This is a genomic window from Pseudoclavibacter sp. Z016, assembly GCF_002931215.1.
GTDB lineage: Bacteria > Actinomycetota > Actinomycetes > Actinomycetales > Microbacteriaceae > Pseudoclavibacter.
The window spans coordinates 504,190-522,684 of record NZ_PSTU01000011.1; the positions used below are offsets into that span (position 1 = coordinate 504,190).

At 66.9% G+C, this 18,495-nt stretch carries 18 protein-coding genes; 9 read left to right on the forward strand and 9 right to left on the reverse strand.

The genetic code is table 11. The annotated features are described in order from the left end of the window. Window positions 1-134 precede the first annotated feature (134 nt). Both C5B99_RS08505 and C5B99_RS08510 read right to left on the reverse strand, forming a co-directional pair. Window positions 135-1,934 (reverse strand): HSP90 family protein, encoded by a 1,800-nt coding sequence (locus C5B99_RS08505; protein WP_104241318.1) that lies wholly within the window; start codon window positions 1,932-1,934, stop codon window positions 135-137. Then, the gene (locus tag C5B99_RS08510; protein ID WP_146081967.1) at window positions 1,931-3,466 is read right to left on the reverse strand and encodes a hypothetical protein; all 1,536 of its coding nucleotides are present in this window, start codon (window positions 3,464-3,466) and stop codon (window positions 1,931-1,933) included. Before C5B99_RS08510 ends, C5B99_RS08505 begins: the two co-directional genes overlap by 4 nt. Between C5B99_RS08510 and C5B99_RS18980 the strand changes: the two genes are divergently transcribed. The 4 genes from C5B99_RS18980 (at window position 3,449) to C5B99_RS08525 (ending at window position 7,216) form a co-directional block, all read left to right on the forward strand. Beyond that, window positions 3,449-4,363 carry a hypothetical protein gene (locus C5B99_RS18980; RefSeq protein WP_146081968.1) on the forward strand — a complete coding sequence of 305 codons (915 nt, stop codon included), beginning with the start codon at window positions 3,449-3,451 and terminating at the stop codon, window positions 4,361-4,363. The two genes, C5B99_RS08510 and C5B99_RS18980, sit on opposite strands and share 18 nt — an antisense overlap. Before the next feature lie 247 nt (window positions 4,364-4,610). Beyond that, the gene (locus tag C5B99_RS08515) at window positions 4,611-5,729 is read left to right on the forward strand and encodes an MFS transporter (RefSeq protein ID WP_181064968.1); all 1,119 of its coding nucleotides are present in this window, start codon (window positions 4,611-4,613) and stop codon (window positions 5,727-5,729) included. A 171-nt stretch (window positions 5,730-5,900) separates the two neighbouring features. Next, window positions 5,901-6,884 (forward strand): HNH endonuclease family protein, encoded by a 984-nt coding sequence (locus C5B99_RS08520; RefSeq protein WP_104241321.1) that lies wholly within the window; start codon window positions 5,901-5,903, stop codon window positions 6,882-6,884. Between the two features lie 80 nt (window positions 6,885-6,964). Further along, complete coding sequence (locus C5B99_RS08525) at window positions 6,965-7,216, forward strand: hypothetical protein (RefSeq protein WP_104241322.1); 252 nt, start codon at window positions 6,965-6,967, stop codon at window positions 7,214-7,216. Window positions 7,217-7,436: 220 nt separating this feature from the next. On the opposite strand, the gene C5B99_RS08530 is transcribed toward C5B99_RS08525, so the two are convergent. Both C5B99_RS08530 and C5B99_RS08535 read right to left on the reverse strand, forming a co-directional pair. Further along, a complete protein-coding gene (locus tag C5B99_RS08530; protein WP_146081969.1) occupies window positions 7,437-8,156 on the reverse strand; it encodes a hypothetical protein in 720 nt (239 codons plus the stop codon). Between the two features lie 414 nt (window positions 8,157-8,570). Then, on the reverse strand, window positions 8,571-9,260 hold the full coding sequence (locus C5B99_RS08535) for a hypothetical protein (RefSeq protein ID WP_104241324.1): 690 nt from the start codon (window positions 9,258-9,260) through the stop codon (window positions 8,571-8,573). Window positions 9,261-9,347: 87 nt separating this feature from the next. Here C5B99_RS08535 and C5B99_RS08540 point away from each other — a divergent pair, with 87 nt between their 5' ends. Next, entirely contained in the window at window positions 9,348-9,554 is a 207-nt protein-coding gene (locus tag C5B99_RS08540; RefSeq protein WP_104241325.1) for a hypothetical protein, read from the forward strand. Between the two features lie 19 nt (window positions 9,555-9,573). Here C5B99_RS08540 and C5B99_RS08545 read toward each other — a convergent pair whose 3' ends face one another. Together C5B99_RS08545 and C5B99_RS08550 are read right to left on the reverse strand one after the other, a co-directional pair. Then, window positions 9,574-9,900 (reverse strand): hypothetical protein, encoded by a 327-nt coding sequence (locus C5B99_RS08545; RefSeq protein WP_104241326.1) that lies wholly within the window; start codon window positions 9,898-9,900, stop codon window positions 9,574-9,576. A gap of 68 nt (window positions 9,901-9,968) precedes the next feature. After that, entirely contained in the window at window positions 9,969-10,211 is a 243-nt protein-coding gene (locus C5B99_RS08550; protein ID WP_104241327.1) for a hypothetical protein, read from the reverse strand. On the opposite strand from C5B99_RS08550, the gene C5B99_RS19475 reads away from it, so the two are divergent. After that, window positions 10,163-10,576, forward strand: coding sequence for a DUF5996 family protein (locus C5B99_RS19475; RefSeq protein ID WP_219819627.1), 414 nt, complete (start codon window positions 10,163-10,165; stop codon window positions 10,574-10,576). The two genes, C5B99_RS08550 and C5B99_RS19475, sit on opposite strands and share 49 nt — an antisense overlap. A 42-nt stretch (window positions 10,577-10,618) precedes the next feature. On the opposite strand, the gene C5B99_RS08555 is transcribed toward C5B99_RS19475, so the two are convergent. Together C5B99_RS08555 and C5B99_RS08560 are read right to left on the reverse strand one after the other, a co-directional pair. Further along, window positions 10,619-10,837 carry a DUF3263 domain-containing protein gene (locus C5B99_RS08555; RefSeq protein WP_104241328.1) on the reverse strand — a complete coding sequence of 73 codons (219 nt, stop codon included), beginning with the start codon at window positions 10,835-10,837 and terminating at the stop codon, window positions 10,619-10,621. An 87-nt stretch (window positions 10,838-10,924) separates the two neighbouring features. After that, window positions 10,925-11,488: a hypothetical protein gene (locus C5B99_RS08560; protein WP_104241329.1), complete on the reverse strand. Its 564-nt coding sequence runs from the start codon at window positions 11,486-11,488 to the stop codon at window positions 10,925-10,927. A gap of 143 nt (window positions 11,489-11,631) precedes the next feature. Here C5B99_RS08560 and C5B99_RS08565 point away from each other — a divergent pair, with 143 nt between their 5' ends. Then, window positions 11,632-11,835: a hypothetical protein gene (locus C5B99_RS08565; RefSeq protein ID WP_146080211.1), complete on the forward strand. Its 204-nt coding sequence runs from the start codon at window positions 11,632-11,634 to the stop codon at window positions 11,833-11,835. 90 nt (window positions 11,836-11,925) lie between these two features. On the opposite strand, the gene C5B99_RS08570 is transcribed toward C5B99_RS08565, so the two are convergent. Further along, window positions 11,926-14,328 (reverse strand): ATP-dependent DNA ligase, encoded by a 2,403-nt coding sequence (locus C5B99_RS08570; RefSeq protein ID WP_104241331.1) that lies wholly within the window; start codon window positions 14,326-14,328, stop codon window positions 11,926-11,928. Window positions 14,329-14,421: 93 nt separating this feature from the next. Between C5B99_RS08570 and C5B99_RS08575 the strand changes: the two genes are divergently transcribed. Further along, complete coding sequence (locus C5B99_RS08575) at window positions 14,422-15,429, forward strand: Ku protein (RefSeq protein ID WP_104241332.1); 1,008 nt, start codon at window positions 14,422-14,424, stop codon at window positions 15,427-15,429. 106 nt (window positions 15,430-15,535) lie between these two features. Next, complete coding sequence (locus C5B99_RS08580; RefSeq protein WP_181064970.1) at window positions 15,536-18,400, forward strand: ExeM/NucH family extracellular endonuclease; 2,865 nt, start codon at window positions 15,536-15,538, stop codon at window positions 18,398-18,400. Window positions 18,401-18,495: the final 95 nt, after the last annotated feature.

Consider the following 18,495-nt stretch of genomic DNA (forward strand, 5'->3'; position numbering starts at 1 on the left):
ATGTTGGGCACGACACCTGCGTGTGACCGAAGCACGACCACACTGGCCTCCTTCACGTCGTGGATCCAATGTGCAATGAACTGCAGGATGCTCGCACGGTGCGCCGAGGTGAGGATGCCGCCGCGGCGGGTTGTTCACTCGGTCTCGGTATCTCCCGCCGCCGTCATCAGCGCCTGTAGGGCCCGGTTGAGGAGCACCGCATCTTGTGGCTGGAGGCGCTCCCCCGCGGTGAGCCTGCCGATGACGTAGAGGCCGGCGATCGCCTCCTCTCGGACGTAGCGATCCTTGATCGTCCCGAAGGCGCGCACAGAAGTGCTTCCGACGTTGACGACCAGGCGCGGGCCGCGCGGCGCAGACGACTCAGATGGTGTGACGAGATCGCTGAGGAGGTCGCCCCAGGCGTCATCGCCGTCAGCTTCGTCTTCGCTGACCGCGTCGAACTCAGCGTCCCCGGAGGCGCCGAGGAAAAGCACCGGCACCGTGACGGGCGAGAACTCCCGCAGGTCGAGTGCGACCCCGAGTTGTTGCAGCACCGGGCGCGCCTGCTCCTCAAGTAACCGAGCCGCGGTGTCTCCGGCAAGCGGACGCTGAAGCTCATCGATGAAGCGCGCCGCATCGAAGGCTCGCAGCCGTGCCCCTCGAAGCGGACGCTCGACCAGACGTCGCAGGATTTCACGTCCGTAGACATAGGAGGCGTTCACGAGGGGTGTCCCGCGCGCGGCGAGAATCGGAGCGAAAGCCGTAAAGTCAGTCATCGAGGTCGTATAGAGCACCACCTCCGCGCGGCGCCGCATCTGGGCCAGGGTCTGGTAGCCCTCGTTGGTCTCCCATTTCACGCTCTGCGACACGAGATCGAGCATGTCGTCGTCGCTGACCGCCATCGCCATCAGGCCTTTGGCGTGGACATCCAGGAATCTGGCGAACCCAGCGGGATCGTTCTCAGCGAAACGCTCGATGCCTTCCCGGACCTGTATGCCCACCTGCTCTTTGACGGCGTCGATGGTGACCGAATCTTGAAGTGCCTCGCGGGATGCCGTGAGCGGCAGATCACCGGCTTCCACGACGAGGCGTATGAAGTACGCCCAGGATGGAACCAGTTGCACACTGCTGTCGGTGACGAACATGCCCTTCGAGTAGACAGTGTCACCGCGACGCGTGCCCACCTGACCGGGGCTATCAGCGATGAACGCGAGCCCTCGCACCCCAGCGCCGGGCACAGCGACCGGGAGGATTGCGAGTGGCCGGAATCCCAGCTCCTGGTGCGCCCAGTCCTCCATCTCCTGTGCGCTGCCCCGCCAGGGCTGTGTCCGCTGGCTGACGATCTCAGCGGGCAAGACGGGTCCGCGATGGAGCGCGACGGGCAGCTCGAGCAATCCCGCGAAGCGCTCTGCCAGCAGTCGCACTCGATGCGGTTGGGTCCATTCCCACTCGTCGGGTCGGGCCTCTACGCGCACCTCAGTGCCTGGCTCAGCGAGGGGTTCGGTGGCGGGGCTGATGGTGAAGGTGCCGTCCGCGCTCCCTACCCAGCTGATCGTGGCCGCATCCGCAGTCCGGGCGCTGCGAGAACGTACCTCGATGCGGTCCGCGATCAGGAAGCAGGACAGCAGCCCGATGCCGAACTGTCCGAGGTACTTGCGCCGGGTCCGAGCGAAGTCCTCTCGCTTGCTCGACGCGCCGATGGTCGCGAGCACGTCGCGCATTTCCTGTTCGGTGAGGCCAATGCCCTGGTCTCGGACGATCACCGCCCCGGAAGCCTCGTCGACGGTGATGGTGATCTGCTCTGGTGAGTCCGGATCGATCTCGTGCCGTGCGACCACCGCATCCCGCGCGTTCTGTATGAGCTCACGCAGGTAGACCCTCGGGCTTGAGTACAAGTGATGGGACAGGATGTCGACGAGCCCGCGGAGGTCGACGAGGAAGCGCTCGTCGCTCATGCTCGCGCCCCGAAGACCCGGTCCTCGTTCAGCCAACGGTCGTGAAGATGCGTGCTCCACCCGTTGTGGCCGTTGCGCTCGTCGAGACGGCGTGCGGTTCTCTCGACCTCGTTCCTCAGTTCCGCTCCCCGCGGGTCGTTCGGGGCTCGGTCTTGCAGCACTCGGCTCGCGGCCGCGAAGAGTTCGATTTCCGTGCAGTCACCCGCGACTGCCTCGGTGAGGAGCGCATCCACTACCGAGACGAGATCGACATCTGCGTCGGTCAACGCCTCGAGCATCGCCCAGCCGGGCAACTGCTCGATCTCTTCGGTGGCACCACCGACCGACTCGAGCAGCGCAGCCAGCTCGGTGGCACCGGAAGGGTCACCGTCGCGCACCCGCATCCAGCACAACCAGCCTGCCGCGCCACGCCGTTGCAGCTCGTTGCCTGCTTCCGCGACGCGGATGGCCGCCTTCCGGGCGATGTCGGGGAGGGTCAGCGCCGTCTGCCGGACTGCGACGAGGTCGAGGATGTTCCGATCGAAGGGCTCTTCACCGGCAGCGAGGCTGGCGAACATGCGGTCGGTGCGTTCGCGCAGCTCCGCCAGGTCGCCGTTGTGGGCGGCGATCTCCGCTCGAGCGAAATGGACTCGAGCCTCAGAGCCGCCTGTCCACGTCCGGAGCTGATCCTCGACGTCGATGACCGCCTCGACCTGCGCCCACGGCACGCTGGGCGTGGAGACACCGTCGAGGAGCGCGAGGAGGAAGGCCGAGGGCGCGAACCCGCGGTACGTGGCGTTCACCGCCGTCGGGTCGGTCGCCAGGGAGCGCTGCGCACGCTGGTAGAGGTCGACGACCTGGCCGTTGGCGCCGAGCATCGACGACTGGAGTGAGTGAAAAAGCGGGACACAGAAGCGTGTGGTTGCGCAGCGGAGACGTTCTCCCTCAGCTTCGAGCTCGGCAGCGAGGGCATTCGTCTCTTCCACACTCGCTGTTGCCATGAGCTCACGGAATCTGTCGAACAGCGCCGTGTATCTCTCCCACAAGGACACGGGGATGCGGTCTTCGCGCACCGAGCCTGCTCTTGTGAGCCACCCAGCGGAGAGGATCAGCAGCGCACGCTCACTTGGGTCTCCCCAGGTCTCGCCGTCGTGGACCGCACTCGGCGCGGGCCGGGACTCAAGGCCCGCCCACCAGAAGTCTGCAAGCTCACGGACGTGCACGTCGGTCGCACCGCGCCGGTCGAGGGCGGCCGCGGCCTGCTGCGCGAGAACTCGGATCAAGCCACCTTCGTCCCCATCAGGGTCGGCGAGGAGCCGATTTCGAGCCACCGCGGCCAAGGTCTCCGCGTCGCTCTCGTCCAACGACAGGTTGCGCAAGACGTCGTCGACAACGAAGAGGGCTGCGTCGGGACGATGCTCCAGGATGGGGATGAGCTGGCAGGCCACGGCCTCGCGGACGAGGACTTCGATGCCCACGCCATCGAGCAATTGGTCGGCGATGGCGCGGGCCTCGGCGACCTTGCCGGAGCGGAGATGGAAGAACGCGAGCATAGCGAGCACAGGAACCGCTTCGATGCGCTGCTGAAGGTCGAGTCGACCACGGTCGATGCCCACCATCCGAAGTCGCTGCTCGAGTGTCTCGGTGGCGCGCTTCAGGTCGAAACTCGCGATGAGCGGCAACTCGATTTGGATGACACCGAGATCGTCGGCTCGCCATTCCTCACTCGCTTCGGAACGCCACCGCTCGATCCAGTCGGCTGTTTCGCGGCCATCGCCGCGGGCCGAGGCAATTGCAGCCCTGGCGACCAGGACGCCAACCGGGTCGGTGCCTCGCCTGCGAACTTGAGCTTCGACCAGATCGATGACTCGCGTGAGCTGCTCGAGTGGCAGTGTCGGGTCGTTCAGCATGGTGAGGGTACTCGTGGCCACTGCGTTGAGCATGCGGGTGACGTTGCTTGGATGAACCAGGTCGCCGTAGCGGTCGAGGTGACGCATGAGTCGAGCGAAAGCTGTCAGCGCTTCACGAGTGAGACCGCCGTCACCGTAGGTGACGTGCAGGTCGAAGAGCGCGCTGGCGATGAGGGGCGGCAACTGCGCACGTTCACAGTCACCGATGAACTCCTCAAGCGCGTCAATCTTGCCCATATCGTTCGGGAGAGCCCAGAGGCGATGACTGCGATCGTAAAGCGCCTGGATGCGCTCGCGCTGCTCCCCCTGAAGATCCTGCAGGTCTGCGTAACCGATCATGTGGTCCTCCGAGTACGAGTACGTTTCGACGCGTTCCTTGAGCCGAATGAGATGCCTCGGATCAACCTAGCCGCTGTCGACGAGGCCGCTCGTCATGCGATACCGGTCGGCCAATCCTCACGAATCGTCGAGCGGTCACGCGACCTTCGGGGGCCCGACCACGGACGGCCCCCGAGGCGCCATGTCGACCTCGAGTCATGAGGGCAAGGGCGGTGGTGCGAGAACGGCGGGGCGCTGGCATGACGCTGCAGGCGGACCGCAAGGATCGACTGCTCGCGGGCGATTGCCAACGTCGATCTGCGATTCTCGGAACCATGTCGAGCAGCAGGCGGCCCCACGCACGCATGACTCCCCCACGACGATGAGTGCGTCCTCGGGCGCGGAGCATCGGCAGATCTATCGCGGATTGATGCGAGACCGGCGAGTGGCCGGACACCTTCTTTCGGTCTTGATCTCAACCGTGCCCCTGGGAATGCTCCCTGTCGCCGTGGTCCTGACCGTGCACGCCTGGACCGGGTCCTTCGTCATCGCGGGTTGGGCGAGCGCGGCATTCACGTGCGGCACCGCAGTCGGCCTGATCGGCCAGGGATACCTGATCGATCGGATCGGAACACGCACGACCGTCACCGCCGCAGCTGCGACGTTCCTCGTCGCGATCCTCGCGCTCGTCCTCTCTGGCCGTTCCGCTTCTTCCTGGACGGCGGCCTTGCTCATCGCAGCCTTCGTCGCGGGAGTTTCACTGCCGGAGATCACGACGGCGGTCCGTGTCTGGCTCGCAAGATCCTCGCTCGGTCCAAGAGAACGCGTCGCGAGCTACTCGCTCCTCGGAGCCTGCTTCCAAACGGGCCTGGTTATCGGGCCGCTCCTCGTGAGCATGGTCGTCCTCGTCGCCAGCCCGGACGTCATCATCCTGATGATTGGGGGTATCGGGGTGCTCAGCGCTGGGTTCTTCCTGCGCATCGCTCGTCGCGGTGACGCTACTCCAGCGGCCGTTCAACCACGTGAACCCGTGAGGTGGCTCCGGGGTCCGATGCTGTCGGTTCTCGCCCTCGCCGCAGTTACGGGAACCGTCGGTGGAGTCGCAGTTCTTGTTGTCCCCCGCGTCGCCGAAGCGAACGACGCCATCGACGCCTCTGGTCTTCTGTTCGCAGCTCTCGCACTTGGTGAGGTGCTCGGTGCGATCGCCTACGGCGCCATCCGATGGTCCGCCTCTGCAAGCCTGCAGCTGCTCTCGGCTCTCGCCTTCACGGGTACTGCGCTCGCACTCTCGGCATTGACGTTGGAGAGCCTGTGGCTGTTCGGGCTGCTCCTCTTCTGCGTGGGTGCGGCAGCCGGCCCCATCGCCGTACTCCTGGCGTCAGCGACGGAGAACGCGGCCGACCCAGGCTCCATCGGAAGAGCCTCCGGTCTCCGGATCAGTGTCTCGCTCGTGGCTTCAGCCGCAGGTAGCGCGTTCGCTGGTGGCACCAGCGCGGCGCTCACGACGCCCAGCGTGCTGCTCGCTCTCGCGCTGCTCCTGGCCGTCTCTGCGCCGCTCCCGCTCCTCGCGCGACGGGTCTCTGGGTAGATCAAGGCCGTTGAGGGGCACCACTCGGCGCCCAACACGGAACACGGACGCTCCTCAGAACAGGGTGACGCCCGCATCGAGATCTCCGAGCTGCCTCGGCACCTCCTCTTCCGCTTCCCGCGCGCGCCCGCCGAAAAGGGCAGTCGCCTCGTTCTAGCCTTGCAGACACGCATGTCCTCCTCCCTCCTCCGCACTCGCGCCGCTAGCGCGTTCCTTGCGATCGCAGTCACTACCGCCGTCCCCTCCCCTGCTCTGGCCGAACCGGACACCGCGTACGTTCCGATCGCACTCGACGTGGCGAAGAGCAACGTCGCGCCGCTGATCGACGCCGGATTCGCATCTCAGGTGGACGGCGCCTGGTACGTCGACGGTGCCGCGGTCGCAGCTGCCGCTGAGGGGCTGCGGACGATCAACTCGTCCGCGACGGGCTACGACCGCGACCTCTTCAAGCACTGGTCCGACCCGGACGAAAACGGGTGCGATGCCCGCAATGACATGCTGCAGCGGGACCTCACGAACGTCGTACTCCGCGATGGAAGCGACTGCATCGTGGAACGAGGCACCCTCGATGACCCGTACACGGGCGATGCAGTCCCCTTCACCCGTGGTGTCGCGACGTCCGGTGCCGTCCAGATCGACCACATCGTCCCGCTCGCCGCGGCCTGGACCGGTGGGGCGAACACGTGGGACGCGGCCCAGCGTGAGGCCTTCGCGAACGACCCTGTGAACCTGCAGGCCGTTGAGGGTCGCGCGAACTCCGCGAAGGGCATGCGCCTCGCCTCTGAGTGGATGCCGACCAATACCGCGTTCCACTGCACCTACCTGGCGCAGATGACGATCGTCCTCACGAGCTACGACCTCGCGGTCACCCCCATCGACCAGGACGCGATCCTCAACGGCGGCACGATCAACGGTGTCCCCTTCGCTGGCGCCGCCTCGTGCGCACTCCCAGCGGGTGCAGTCCTGGCGGAACCGAGCACGGTGGCGTCGGAAGAGCCCGCGCAGACGGTCGAGGTTATCGGCGCCCCGGAACCTCCGGACTCGACCGAGAACGCGACGACCGGCGCATCTGCGCTGCCGTGGATTCTCGGGCTCGCTGGTGTCGCCCTCGCCGCATTCGCGGCGGCTGTTCTGCAGCACCGCCGCAGGGCCTAGTCACCAGAGCTCTCAAATACTCCGTCTGCACGGCTTGAAACGTCGCGGAGAAAGTCGAACGTGGCCGATACCGTGGACGTGTGAGCTTCAACTACCGGTCCTCCAATTTGCTTGCTGCCCTTCGGTGCTGGCTGGCGGCCGTGCTCCTCATCGCCGTACCGCCGCTCGTCGGAGGACTCACGGTCTGGTTTCACGTCACTTCGCTGGTGATCGGACTCGCCCTCGTGGTCCCCGGCTGGCTCTACTTTGTCCGGTTCCTCAGGAACCGCCGCCAGCGCCGTCGTCTGGAACGCGCTCAGCGGATGTCCAAGCTGGCCGGACTCGACGAGTAGGCCGTTCGGCCCGCGGGACCTGTCAGCGTCGACGTTCGTCGCGGTGTTCTTGTCAGCGGGTGGGATGCTCTCCCCACGCTGTGTGCGGCGAAAGACCGTCACCGGGCCGCTCTCGCAAGATTCGCGATGGCGGCCCGGTCATGGTGTTCGATTGATGAGCGGACGTTCGTCATGTCGACGGCCCGCCGCAGCATTCGAGCTCAGTAGCCGTGAGCTGTCGTCAGCAGGCTCCTGGAGCGGTGAAGGAGAGGGCGCTGATCGTCACGTACTGCCATCCATACGGCGTGCCGCCCACGTAATCCAACCTTGTTCCCGAAGCGGGGACCGCACCGAGGTCGAAGGTGTCGCGGTAGAACGTCGTGGGGCTCCCCGCTGGAACACCATCCGTGTTCGCCCGGCGGAATGGATTAGTGACTGTCCCCGTACCAGTCGAGTTGCCGTAGCTCGCAACCACGGTTGCAGGTGCGTCCACGAACGCGATCACATCATCGTGGTTCGCGGTCTTATTGATGTCGTCGAGCGTGATGCGGAAGTTCGTGACATCCACCGCAACACCAGCAGCGTTGATGATCTCGAACCGGACGCGTTGGTACACCGGGCTCGCACTGCTGCCTGCGGGGCGTCGTTGGTTCAGGATGAGTCGACCGGCGGGCCCAGGAAGAGTTGCGAGCTGGTCATTGTTCGTCCAGGCCCGCGCGCTCTGCGAGAAGTTGTAGAAGCTGGATGCAGTCCCGAACTGGGTGTTCACGGAATCCGTCTGTGTGATTCGAACGCGGTAGGCCGGCGTTCCGGTTGCGAGCGTCACGCTGCTGACGGCCGACGGGAAGCCCGTTGAAGAGTTGGTTCCATTCGTCGCAACCGTGTTGAAGTCGACGCTTGCGCTGCACAGCTGGCTCGCCGAGACATGGGGAGCTGCGACTGCGGCCGCGATGACAGGCACTGACCATGCCATGCTCCCGACTACCGTTCGGCGGGGGATCTGGTTCGAAGATGTTTCGTGCACGACTTCCTTCTCGGGTGGGCGAAGCGGGGGGGCTGGGCAATCCTTGCACCCAGGTCAAAACGTGGCACTTGGTATAAAGTGCCGCTCAGAGCGTAAGAAATTAACCGGATTTGCGAGCAATTTAGTGGCACGTTTTCGTTTTTTGGCACGTAGCTGTCGCGAAACGGTAGGCCGGAGTGTGCGCAGGGTGATGACTCGGATGTGACGACGGGATCCGCGCCCCAGCGCTGCCCGGGCCTTGTATCGCGGCGGCTCATCGGAGGCTGCGAGAGGAGGACGCGAGGATCGAGCTGTTCCTCCGCGCGCTCAACCACGCACTGCGGCAGCCTCGCCCGTGCCACCCGACGAGCGTCAGTTGAGCGCCTGGAGGATCCTCACGAGCAGCAAGACGAGCGTCACGATCGTCCCGAGCACGGACACGCTCGCTGCGGCGATACCCAGGCGGCGCCCACGACCGCGCGGCACGATCGCGAACACCGCCATGATCGACGCGGCGAGCTGGAACGGCCAGCCGAGAATGAACACCGGCGGAATGCAGCTGAAGTAGAGGCCTGTCAAGGCGAGGAAGAGCGCGGCCAGCGCGAGGCGGGTACGGTCCGGGCCGGTGTCTCGCCTGGCCGTCGCGGGTTCGCCTCTCGCTGCATCCGAGACCGGGAGGTGAGTCGGGTAGGGATTGCCGGGCCGAAGGGCTTGCAGGGTGCGGATTCGATCGGCGTCGAGGGTGCCATCACGTGCCCGCGCAGCATCGCTCATCGCGAGTGCGTCGTTCCCGTGTCCCGCTGCCTCGTGCTGCATGATCGCCCAGGCGAAGAGAGCTCGCTCCAGCGGGGTCGACCGTGTCGCCGTGTCGACGGTCCACGCGAAGGTAGTGAGGAGCGCGATGCCGATGAGCGCGATGAGGACCGCGCCGCCCGGCTCATCCGGTTTGACGACGAGGAGGACGTAGCTGGCTGCAACGCTCCCGGCCCCGAGCAGCGCGGTCACGACGATCTGCGTGCCCCAGTACCCGTTGCCCGATCGGGGGCCCGCGACTTTGGTCATGGCGCGATCCTAGGCGGCTGACGCGGAGGGGCAGCTTTGCGGCCGCGCTCACAGGCACCAGGATTCTCGTCGAGCCAAGATACGTGGATGACCTTCCCGTTGTTCGGCCTCGTGCTCGGCGCCGTGGTGCTCGCGAGCGGTGTCCTGCTCCTCACCCCGCTCGGACGACGGCGTCGAACCGTCGTGACGGTCGCGATCGTCCTGTTGGCCGCGGGAGCCCTCGCCGGCCTGGAGATCACGACGATGCTCCTCGATATCGTCTTCACCTCGGATTGGCTTCCCGATCAGAGTTAGCGCGCGACAGCGGCGAGACCTAGAACACTGGGCGGTCTGCCGTGGACACGACAACGGCTGCGACCACGGCGAGAGCGGAGACTGCGCCAGACGCAGCCCAGGTCCACCGCGGCACGGTGCGCCGTGCGGCGACCAGGACCTGCGCGAGAAGCGCGAGCGCGGCGAGGGCGGTCACCACGGTCCCGACGATCGCTGGTTCGAACACCGCGGTCTGCTCCGTGGCGACTCCGCTGGCGCCAGGCGCGGAGTACCACGTCATGCCGATCTGGCTCGCCACGACCACCAGCGCAAGCGCAGCGGTCAGCCGCAAGCCGGACGCGAGAATGATGCGCTGAACGCGGGGCATGGCCTCAGTATGCAGATCTCTGTGGTCAGCGTGCAACGGCGCGCAGGGATCGACGTGAGCGCGTTCGCTCAGGCGCCGGCGTCTGCACGAGCGTCTCCTTCACCGTCCGGGCTAGCTCTGCCTCGGACCGCGAGGAACCAGACGATTCCGATGAGGATGCCGACCAGAACCCCGATGCCCAGTCCGATGGCCCAGCTGTCCAGGATGAGTGCGAGGGTGACGCCGATGAGGAGCCCGAGGGACATGCCGACGCTCATCTGCGTTGATCCGTTCGCGCCACTCCTGTTGCTTCCGCGTTCTGCGTTGTCCATGTCGTATCCCTTCGTCGCTCTCCAAGCTATGCGCTCCTCGCCAGCGTGCCTTCGCCTGCGAGGGGGAGATTGCTCAGCCCTCTGCCGGAGACGCTGCTCACCCACGAGACGGAGGTCAGTCGCACGCATCTGGCCGCGGCGAGGGCGCGTACTACTCGTATGCGTACCCCTCACCAGCAGGCTTCGCCGAGGTGCAGGTTCCGGACGGCGCCTACTGGGACGGCGCACTCGGCGAGTTCCTCCTGCCCTACGAAGCGGTGCGTGCATCCACTGACCCGGATGCGCTTCTTCATAGCTTCTTGACCGCAACGTACAACGCTGCGGCCACGCTCGCCGACTGGGAGAGCGTCAACCAGAACGCGTAACGTCGGGCGCCAGAGCGCCGTAGCACGGGCCAGCTGAGGAGCTCAGCGGCGGGATGCCTGCCCGCGCCGCTGGTTCCAGTAGCGATAGACGAGCTCGGGATACTCGGCCATGACGTCGACGTCGGCGACCAGCAGTTCAAGCCGGGCCTCGTAGCCATCAGGGGTCAGGCCGAGCCCTCGGATCTTCTCCAGCTTCGAGACGCTGCGCTCAGGATTCGCGGTCTCGAAGTCGAGGAGCGCCCTTGCTCGTGCGGTGATCATCTCCGCAGGATAGGTGACGACATAATCAAGGCTCAAGCTCTTGATTTCCGCCACCGTTTCGTGCATGCCGGGAACCGGCATTCAGCCCTAGCCGGATACGGGACGGACCCCGACGAACTGCATCCGGTCTTCGCCGTAGAAGCATGACTGCAGCGCGAAATCGCCCTGCAACCCGATGAGCGCCTCGGTCGTCTCCCAGTGCTTCGCCGTGTGCCGCACGTCGACGACCTCGAACGTGCCTGGTTGCCCTTCGACCTCGAACTGCGTGCCGACCTCCCAGTTCAAGACGATGTCGCCCCCGCAGTTGTTGTGCGCGGCGTAGACGGCTGGTACGCCGACGGTGTTCCGGTACGAGGTCATCTCAATGAAGGCCCCGTCGCACACGTCGAGTTCCGCCTGTCCGCCTTCGACACCGAGGCGCACCGCGGGAAGCTGCACCTCAGCCGCGACGTCGTTCACAGCAGCTTTGACCTGACCGTATCCGCGTTCAACCGTCGTCGGCGCGAAGAGCGACGCCGCCAGGACCGCCGCTCCAGCGAAGATGAGGGCCGTGCCGAGCACGCCGAGAACGACATTGCCGAGTGAGCGTCGCCGGCGTCGCTGCGGCGTCGCTCGTGCGTGGGCAGGCGGCACGGGCCGGGTGCTCGTCATGGACAGCGGTCTCCTCAAGGTCGGGCGATGCCGATTCTCCACCAGCACCTTATGGTCTCCGTGTGAACGGATGCGCGACCAGCCCGGGAGGGGCCCGTCACGCACTCATCTTCGTCTCGGCTGACATGCGTACGGTCGTTGTCATGTCAGATCAGCACGCGAACCCAGAGTCCGAGAACGACGCCGCCCTCGACGAGACCAACGAGCGGCTCGAAGCCGAGTCGATCCAGGGCCTCGGCACCGGCGAACCGAACCAGGAACGACCCGACCAGCCGCCGACGCAGGTCCGCGACGACGCAGCCCAGCACCGCGACGACACGATTCCGCCCGCCGGCGTCAACGGCTGAACGGTCTCACGCAAGGCCGGGTCCGCGATGGCGGGCCCGGCCTTCGTCGTCCTCAGACCAGGTGTCGCCGGCCGGCTTCACGCTCGGAGCTCAGTCCCCCGGAGGCTCCACGTCTGCGGGTGATTTGTCCGGCCTCCATCCTCGCCAGCTCGGTTGCCGGAGCCTTCCGCCAGCGGTCCACTCCGCGAATTCGACCTCCCCGACGAACACCGGACCCACCCAGACGGCACCCTTCGCGTCTGACGCCGGTATGTCCTCGAACGGCGAGGTCCCCGTCGTCTCCACCTCGAGCTTGCCGAGCGAGCGCTCCAGCTCGCGGTCGCTGAAGCCGGTGCCGACCCGGCCGACGTAGCGAAGCCCCTCTGCCCCTGGCACCCCCAGGAGCAGCGAACCGATGGCACCCGCCCGGCGTCCGCGTCCCGGCCTCCAGCCGCCGACGATCACCTCCTGGGACCTGTGGTGCTTGACCTTGACCCAGCTGTCTGAGCGCCGTCCCGGCCGGTAGACGCTCTCGAGACGCTTCGCCATGATGCCCTCGAGCCCGAGCTCCGCACTGCTGGATAGGGCAAGCCGGGCGTCGCCCGTGATCGCCGGTGGCACCCGCAGGCCATGCTCTTCCCGCACGACCTCATCGAGCAGGGCACGGCGCTCGACGTATGGCCGACCAAGCAGGCTCTGGGAGTCGACCTCGAGCAAGTCGAACGCGAAGTACTCGACCGGCACGTCCTTCACGCCCTGTGCCACGTCCCTCGGCGATCGCCGGCCCATCCTCGCCTGCAGCCGACCGAAGTCCGGCTGTGCCCTGCGGTCGAGCGCCACGACCTCGCCATCCACGACCACCGACCGGCCCGACGTGCTCGCCCGAAGCGCTTCGACGACCTCCGGGTAGACCGCCGTCACGTCGTTGCCGTTCCTCGTGCGCAGACGGATGTCGTCCGGCTGCACGGTGGCGACGATACGGAGGCCGTCCCACTTCATCTCGAACGCCCACTCCTCCTCGTCCTCGAAGATGCCCTCCTCGCGAGGCGTTGCGAGCATGGGCGCTATCGAGCTCCCGGCGCCGCCTTCCTGCCCGGGGCCGTGGCGCTTCGTCTTCGGCGTCTTCGTCGAAGGGCTTCCTCGCTCCATCCGGTGCAGCAGCCAGGTGTCCTTCGCATCGCTGCTCCCCCGTGTGCGGATGAGGGCCACCCGTGTCGGCTGGCCGAGTCCGCCCGAGGCCGCACCGTGGAGCGTGACGATGACCTCCTCGCCGTCCCGCCACTTCTCGAGCTCGTAGGTGCCGGAGTCCCAGAGGTGCACCTCGCCCGCCCCGTACTCGCCACCCGGGATCGTTCCCTCGAACGTCGCGTATTCGAGCGGGTGGTCCTCGGTCTGCACCGCGAGGTGGTTCCGCGTGGTCTCGGGGGGTATGCCCTTCGGGACTGCCCAGGACACCAGCACGCCGTCGCGCTCGAGGCGGACGTCGTAGTGGAGCCGCCGCGCGTGGTGCTCCTGGATGACGAAGCTCCGCCCGTCCGAGGGGCGTGGGGCGGCCTCGGGCACGGGCTCGGTCGTCTTCGTGGCATCGCGCATCGATCGGTAGCGCAGCAGCCTGTCCTCATGGCCCGCCTCGGCAACGGGTGCGAGTGGATCCGCGTGTGTGCGCATCCGCTCCAGCACCTCGGCGAACTCGAGCTGCCGAAGCCTGTTGGAGGCGAGCTCTCGCCACGTGCGCGGAGCGGCGACGGTCGGACGCGCGCGCCCGCGAAGCGAGTAGGGAGCGATCGTGGTCTTCGCGGCGCTGTTCTGGCTCCAGTCCACGAGCACCTTGCCTGTTCTCAGGGCCGCTCTCATCTCGCTCACGACGAGCTCGGGGTGGTCGGCCTCCAGGGCTCTCGCGAGCTCGTGCGCGACCTGCGATACCTGCTCGGAGGTGTGGGTTCCGTCGAGGGCCGTGTACAGGTGGATGCCCTTGCTGCCGCTGGTCACCGGGACCGGGTCGAGCCCCATGTCCCTCAGGATGCGGCGCGCGAGCCGCGCAACCTCGGCGCACTCCAGGAGCCCAGCGCCCTCCCCCGGATCAAGGTCGAGCACCATCCGGTCCGGATTCAGAGCGGCGCCGTGAGCCGAGAAGCGCCACTGCGGCACGTGGAGCTCCAGCGCCGCGACCTGGGCGAGCCACGTCAGCGTCGCGACATCACGAACGATCGGATATTCGTTCCTGTGGTCCCGGTGATCGATCCCCTCCCGCGGCACCCAGTCCGGCGCGCTCGCCTCGAGATCCTTCTGGAAGAAGACCTTCCCGGGGTGCTCTGCCGTGCCGACGCCGTCCACCCACCGCTTCCGGGTCACCGGCCGCTGCCGGATGTGCGGAAGCATGAAGGGCGCGATCTCCGCGTAGTACGAGAGCACCTCCGCTTTTGTCGTGCCCGACTCGGGGTACAGCACCTTGTCGAGGTTCGTCAGGGTCACCCGGTGCCCCTCGACCACCACCGTCTGCTGGGACGTCGCCATCGGCCCAGGATGCACCCGACTCCTGAGTCGTGGAACGGCGAATACACAGCCTCGGCCCGGTTTGCGACGTGACTGGTCGGCTGTACTGGGCGCATGAGATCCATCTGGAAAGGCTCGATCGCCTTCGGCCTCGTCAATGTGCCCGTGAAGCTGTACAGCGCCACCGAGGACCACGACGTGCACCTGCACCAGGTCCATGACAAGGATGGCGGGCGCATCCGCTACCAGCGACGTTGCGAGGTCTGCGGGAAGGTCGTCGACTTCGAGCACATCGACAAGGCCTACGCCGAGGAGGACAGGACCGTCGTGCTCACGGAGGAGGACCTGAGCTCGCTGCCGGAAGAGCGCAGTCGTGAGATCGACGTCGTCGAGTTCGTGCCGAGCAGGCAGCTCGACCCGATCATGTTCGACCGCAGCTACTTCCTCGAACCCGATTCGAAGTCGGCGAAGGCGTACGTGCTGCTGCGCAAGACACTGGAGAAGACCGACAGGACCGCCATCGTGCACTTCTCGCTGCGGCAGAAGTCGCGGCTGGGCGCGCTTCGGACCCGAGGCGACGTGCTCATGCTGCAGTCCCTGCTCTGGGACGACGAGGTGCGCGAGGCGAAGTTCCCGGCCCTCGACGAACGCGTGAGGATCTCGGCGAAGGAGCTGAAGATGTCGGCGTCGCTGGTCGACTCGTTCGCGGCCGACTTCGCGCCGGATCGCTTCACCGACGACTACCAGGAGCAGCTGCAGCAGCTCATCGACGCGAAGCTCGCGGAGGGGGACGCCCTCGACACGGCGGCGACCTTCGGCGAGTCCGAGGATTCTGAACCAGGCGGCGAGGTGATCGACCTCATGGAGGCGCTTCGCAGGAGCATCGACAAGGGGAAGACGACACCTGCGAAGAAGGGCGTCGCGAACAAGACGAGGTCGAGCGCCGGAGCTCAGGGCAGGAGCGGCAAGAAGAAGGCGGGCGCGAAGAAGAACGCTGCCAGCAAGACGACTCCGAAGAAGTCCGCTCCCGCGAAGCAGGGAAAGACCAAGGCTGCGCCGAAGGCCGATGCTTCAGCCAAGCGCACGAAGGCCGGCTCAGCGACGCGCTCGAAGGCCGGGTAGACGGGCTGCCCCGTTCACCGGGTGTTCACGTGCGCGAAGTCGCTGGGCGAGACCGTGGCGATACGGTGACCGCGACCCGTCACAGACGCACGCCCAGGAGGACACCGTGACTCGAACTTGGCAGAAGCTCCTTGCGGTGGGAACCGCGTCGACACTTGCTGGAGGCAGCCTGCTCGTCGCCGCCGCGCCCCCGACTTTCGCGGCTCCCAGCGGCACCGAGCTCGTCATCAACGAGGCGTACGGCGGCGGTGGCAACACGGGGTCGAGCTTCTCGAACGACTTCGTCGAGCTCTACAACCCGAGCGCTTCGGCGGTGAGCATCGAAGGCTGGTCCGTCCAGTACTTCTCCGCGAGCGGCAACCTCGGCGGAGTCGCCGAACTCTCGGGCGATGTGGCACCTGGGAGTCACTATCTCCTCGCGCTGGCAGCCGGCAGCGCCAGCACCGGCGAGCTGCCGACCCCTGATTCGAGCGGCGACATCGCCATGGGCTTGCGTGGTGGCATCGTGGCTCTCGCGAGCACGACCGACGTGATCAGCCCTCCCGGAGCGGACGGCACAGGCGCGGCTGCAGTCGTTGATCTTGTCGGCTATGGCACCGCGAGCGTCTTCGAGGGCTCAGCTCCTGCGCCGGAACTCGACAATGCTCTGAGCACGCAGCGCGCGACGACGGGGGTCGACACCGACCAGAACTCCGCCGATTTCGTCGCCGCGGCGCCGACCCCCGAGAGCTCCGCGAACGGCTCGACCACCACCCCCGAGCCCACGGCGAGCTCGACCCCGACGGTGCCGCCAAGCACGGAGCTCGCGTCGATCGCGGAGATCCAGGGCACGGGCTCGGCGTCGCCGATGGTCGACCAGACGGTGACGACCGAGGGCATCGTCACCGCGGTCTACGCGGAAGGCGGACTCGGCGGCTTCAACATCCAGACCCGAGGCGCGACCGACCCGACCGCGCACACCGCCTCGACCGGCATCTTCGTCTACGGCCCGGCAGCCGCCGCCAACGTCAGGATCGGCGATCGAGTCGCGGTCACCGGACGGGTCGCTGAGCGGTTCGAGTCGACGCAGATCAGCGCAAGCGCTGTCGAGCAGCTCGAGCGCGGGCCTGCGGACATCATAGAGCCCCTCTCGATCGAGTGGCCGGAGACGGACGAGGAGCGGGAGCGCTTCGAGGGAATGCTCCTCGCCCCAGCTGGCACCTACCGAGTGGCAGACAACTACGCGCTCAACCAGTACGGAGAGATCGGGCTCTCCGTCGGCGAACGTCTGCTTGTGACGCCGACGGAGGCTGGGGCACCGGGCAGCCCAGAGGCGGTCGCGCAGGCGGAGTACAACGCCGCCAACAGCGTCATCCTCGATGACGGCGCATCGACTGACTTCCTCCGTCGAGAAGGTGGCGGCCTCATCAACGCCGACATCCCGCTCCCCTACCTGAGCATCGAGTCGCCCGTCACGATCGGTGCGACAGCGAACTTCACGCAGCCAGTTGTCGTGCACTACTCCTTCGACAGCTACCGCTTCCAGCCCACATCGACACTCACGGGCAGCAACGGCGCACCAGCCACCTTCTCCGATGCCCGCGAGCCCGCTCCCGAGCTGGTCGGCGGCAGCCTCCAGCTGGGCACGTTCAACGTGCTCAACTACTTTACGAGCCTCGGCGTGGACTTCTGCGACCCGAGTGAGAGCTACACCGATCGGGATGGCAAGCCGGTGAGCGCCAACGGATGCCTCCCGCGCGGCGCTTGGGACGAGGCGAACCTCGCGAGGCAGGAAGCGAAGATCGTGGCCGCGATCAATCAGCTCGACGCCGACATCGTCGCGCTCGAGGAGATCGAGGACTCGTCGGACTTCGGCAAGGACCGCGACGCGGCGCTCGTCGATCTCGTCACGGCGCTCAACACGGCGGCAGGCTCGGAGCGGTGGGCCCACGTTCCATCCCCCGCAGAGGTGCCGTCCACGGGCGACGACGTCATCCGCACGGCGTTCATCTACCAGCCAGCCTCCGTCGAGGTGAGCCACCCCTCGAGCATCCTCGACGACCCGGCCTTCGCGAACGGTCGTGCGCCCCTCGCCCAGGCGTTCTCTGACCCAGCGACGGACACGGAGTTCGTCGTCGTCGCGAACCACTTCAAGTCGAAGGGCGGTTCAGGCGACGGCGACAATGACAACGACGACGACGCCGTCGGACCCGCAGCAGCCGTCGGTGGCTGGAACGGCGACCGAACACGGCAGGCGCAGGCCCTCGTCCGCTTCACGGAGGCACAGCGCGCGGAGCACGGCACCGATCAGGTCTTCCTGACCGGTGACTTCAACAGCTACTCCCACGAGGCCCCCATGCGCGTGCTCGCGGATGCGGGCTTCACGAACCTGGGGGATGCGCGCAACCGCGCCGCTGGAGTTCCCGGCTCACCGGGTACCGAGTATTCGTACAGCTTCGGCGGCGCTGTCGGGTCGCTCGACCACATCCTGGCGAGCAACGCAGCGGAGGACGCGGTCACGGGCGCCGACGTCTGGACGATCAACGCCTACGAGCAGGTCGGCACGGAGTACAGCCGAAACAACTACAACCGCACACAGCTCTACTCGGGCGATGTGTACCGCTCCTCCGATCACAACCCGTTCCTCATCGGACTGGACTTCGCCGAAGAGCCGTCGCCGCAGCCGACGGCGACGGCGGATCCGACGAGCACGCCGGTCCCCTCCGAGTCGCAGTCGACCCCGACTGCGACTCCGACTCCGACTCCGACTCCGAGCGATGCTGGTGGACCCGGTGCGTTCGCGACGCCCGGCGCAGGTCCCACGGCCCCAGGCGCACACGGGGACAGCTCGGACGATGGCCCAGGCGCGGAAGCCCAGCAGCTCGCGAGCACCGGGGCCGATCTCGGCGCACTCCTGGCTGTCGGCGGTGGGGCGAGCCTGCTCGCGGGAGCATTCGCGCTGCTCCTGAGGCGGCGCAGGGCACGAGCCTGATCTGACAGACGGGCGCCCGCACGGCCGGGCTCAGCACAAGAGCCGGCCGCAGTGCAGGGATGCACTGCGGCCGGCTCTCTGATGTCCGGGCCAAC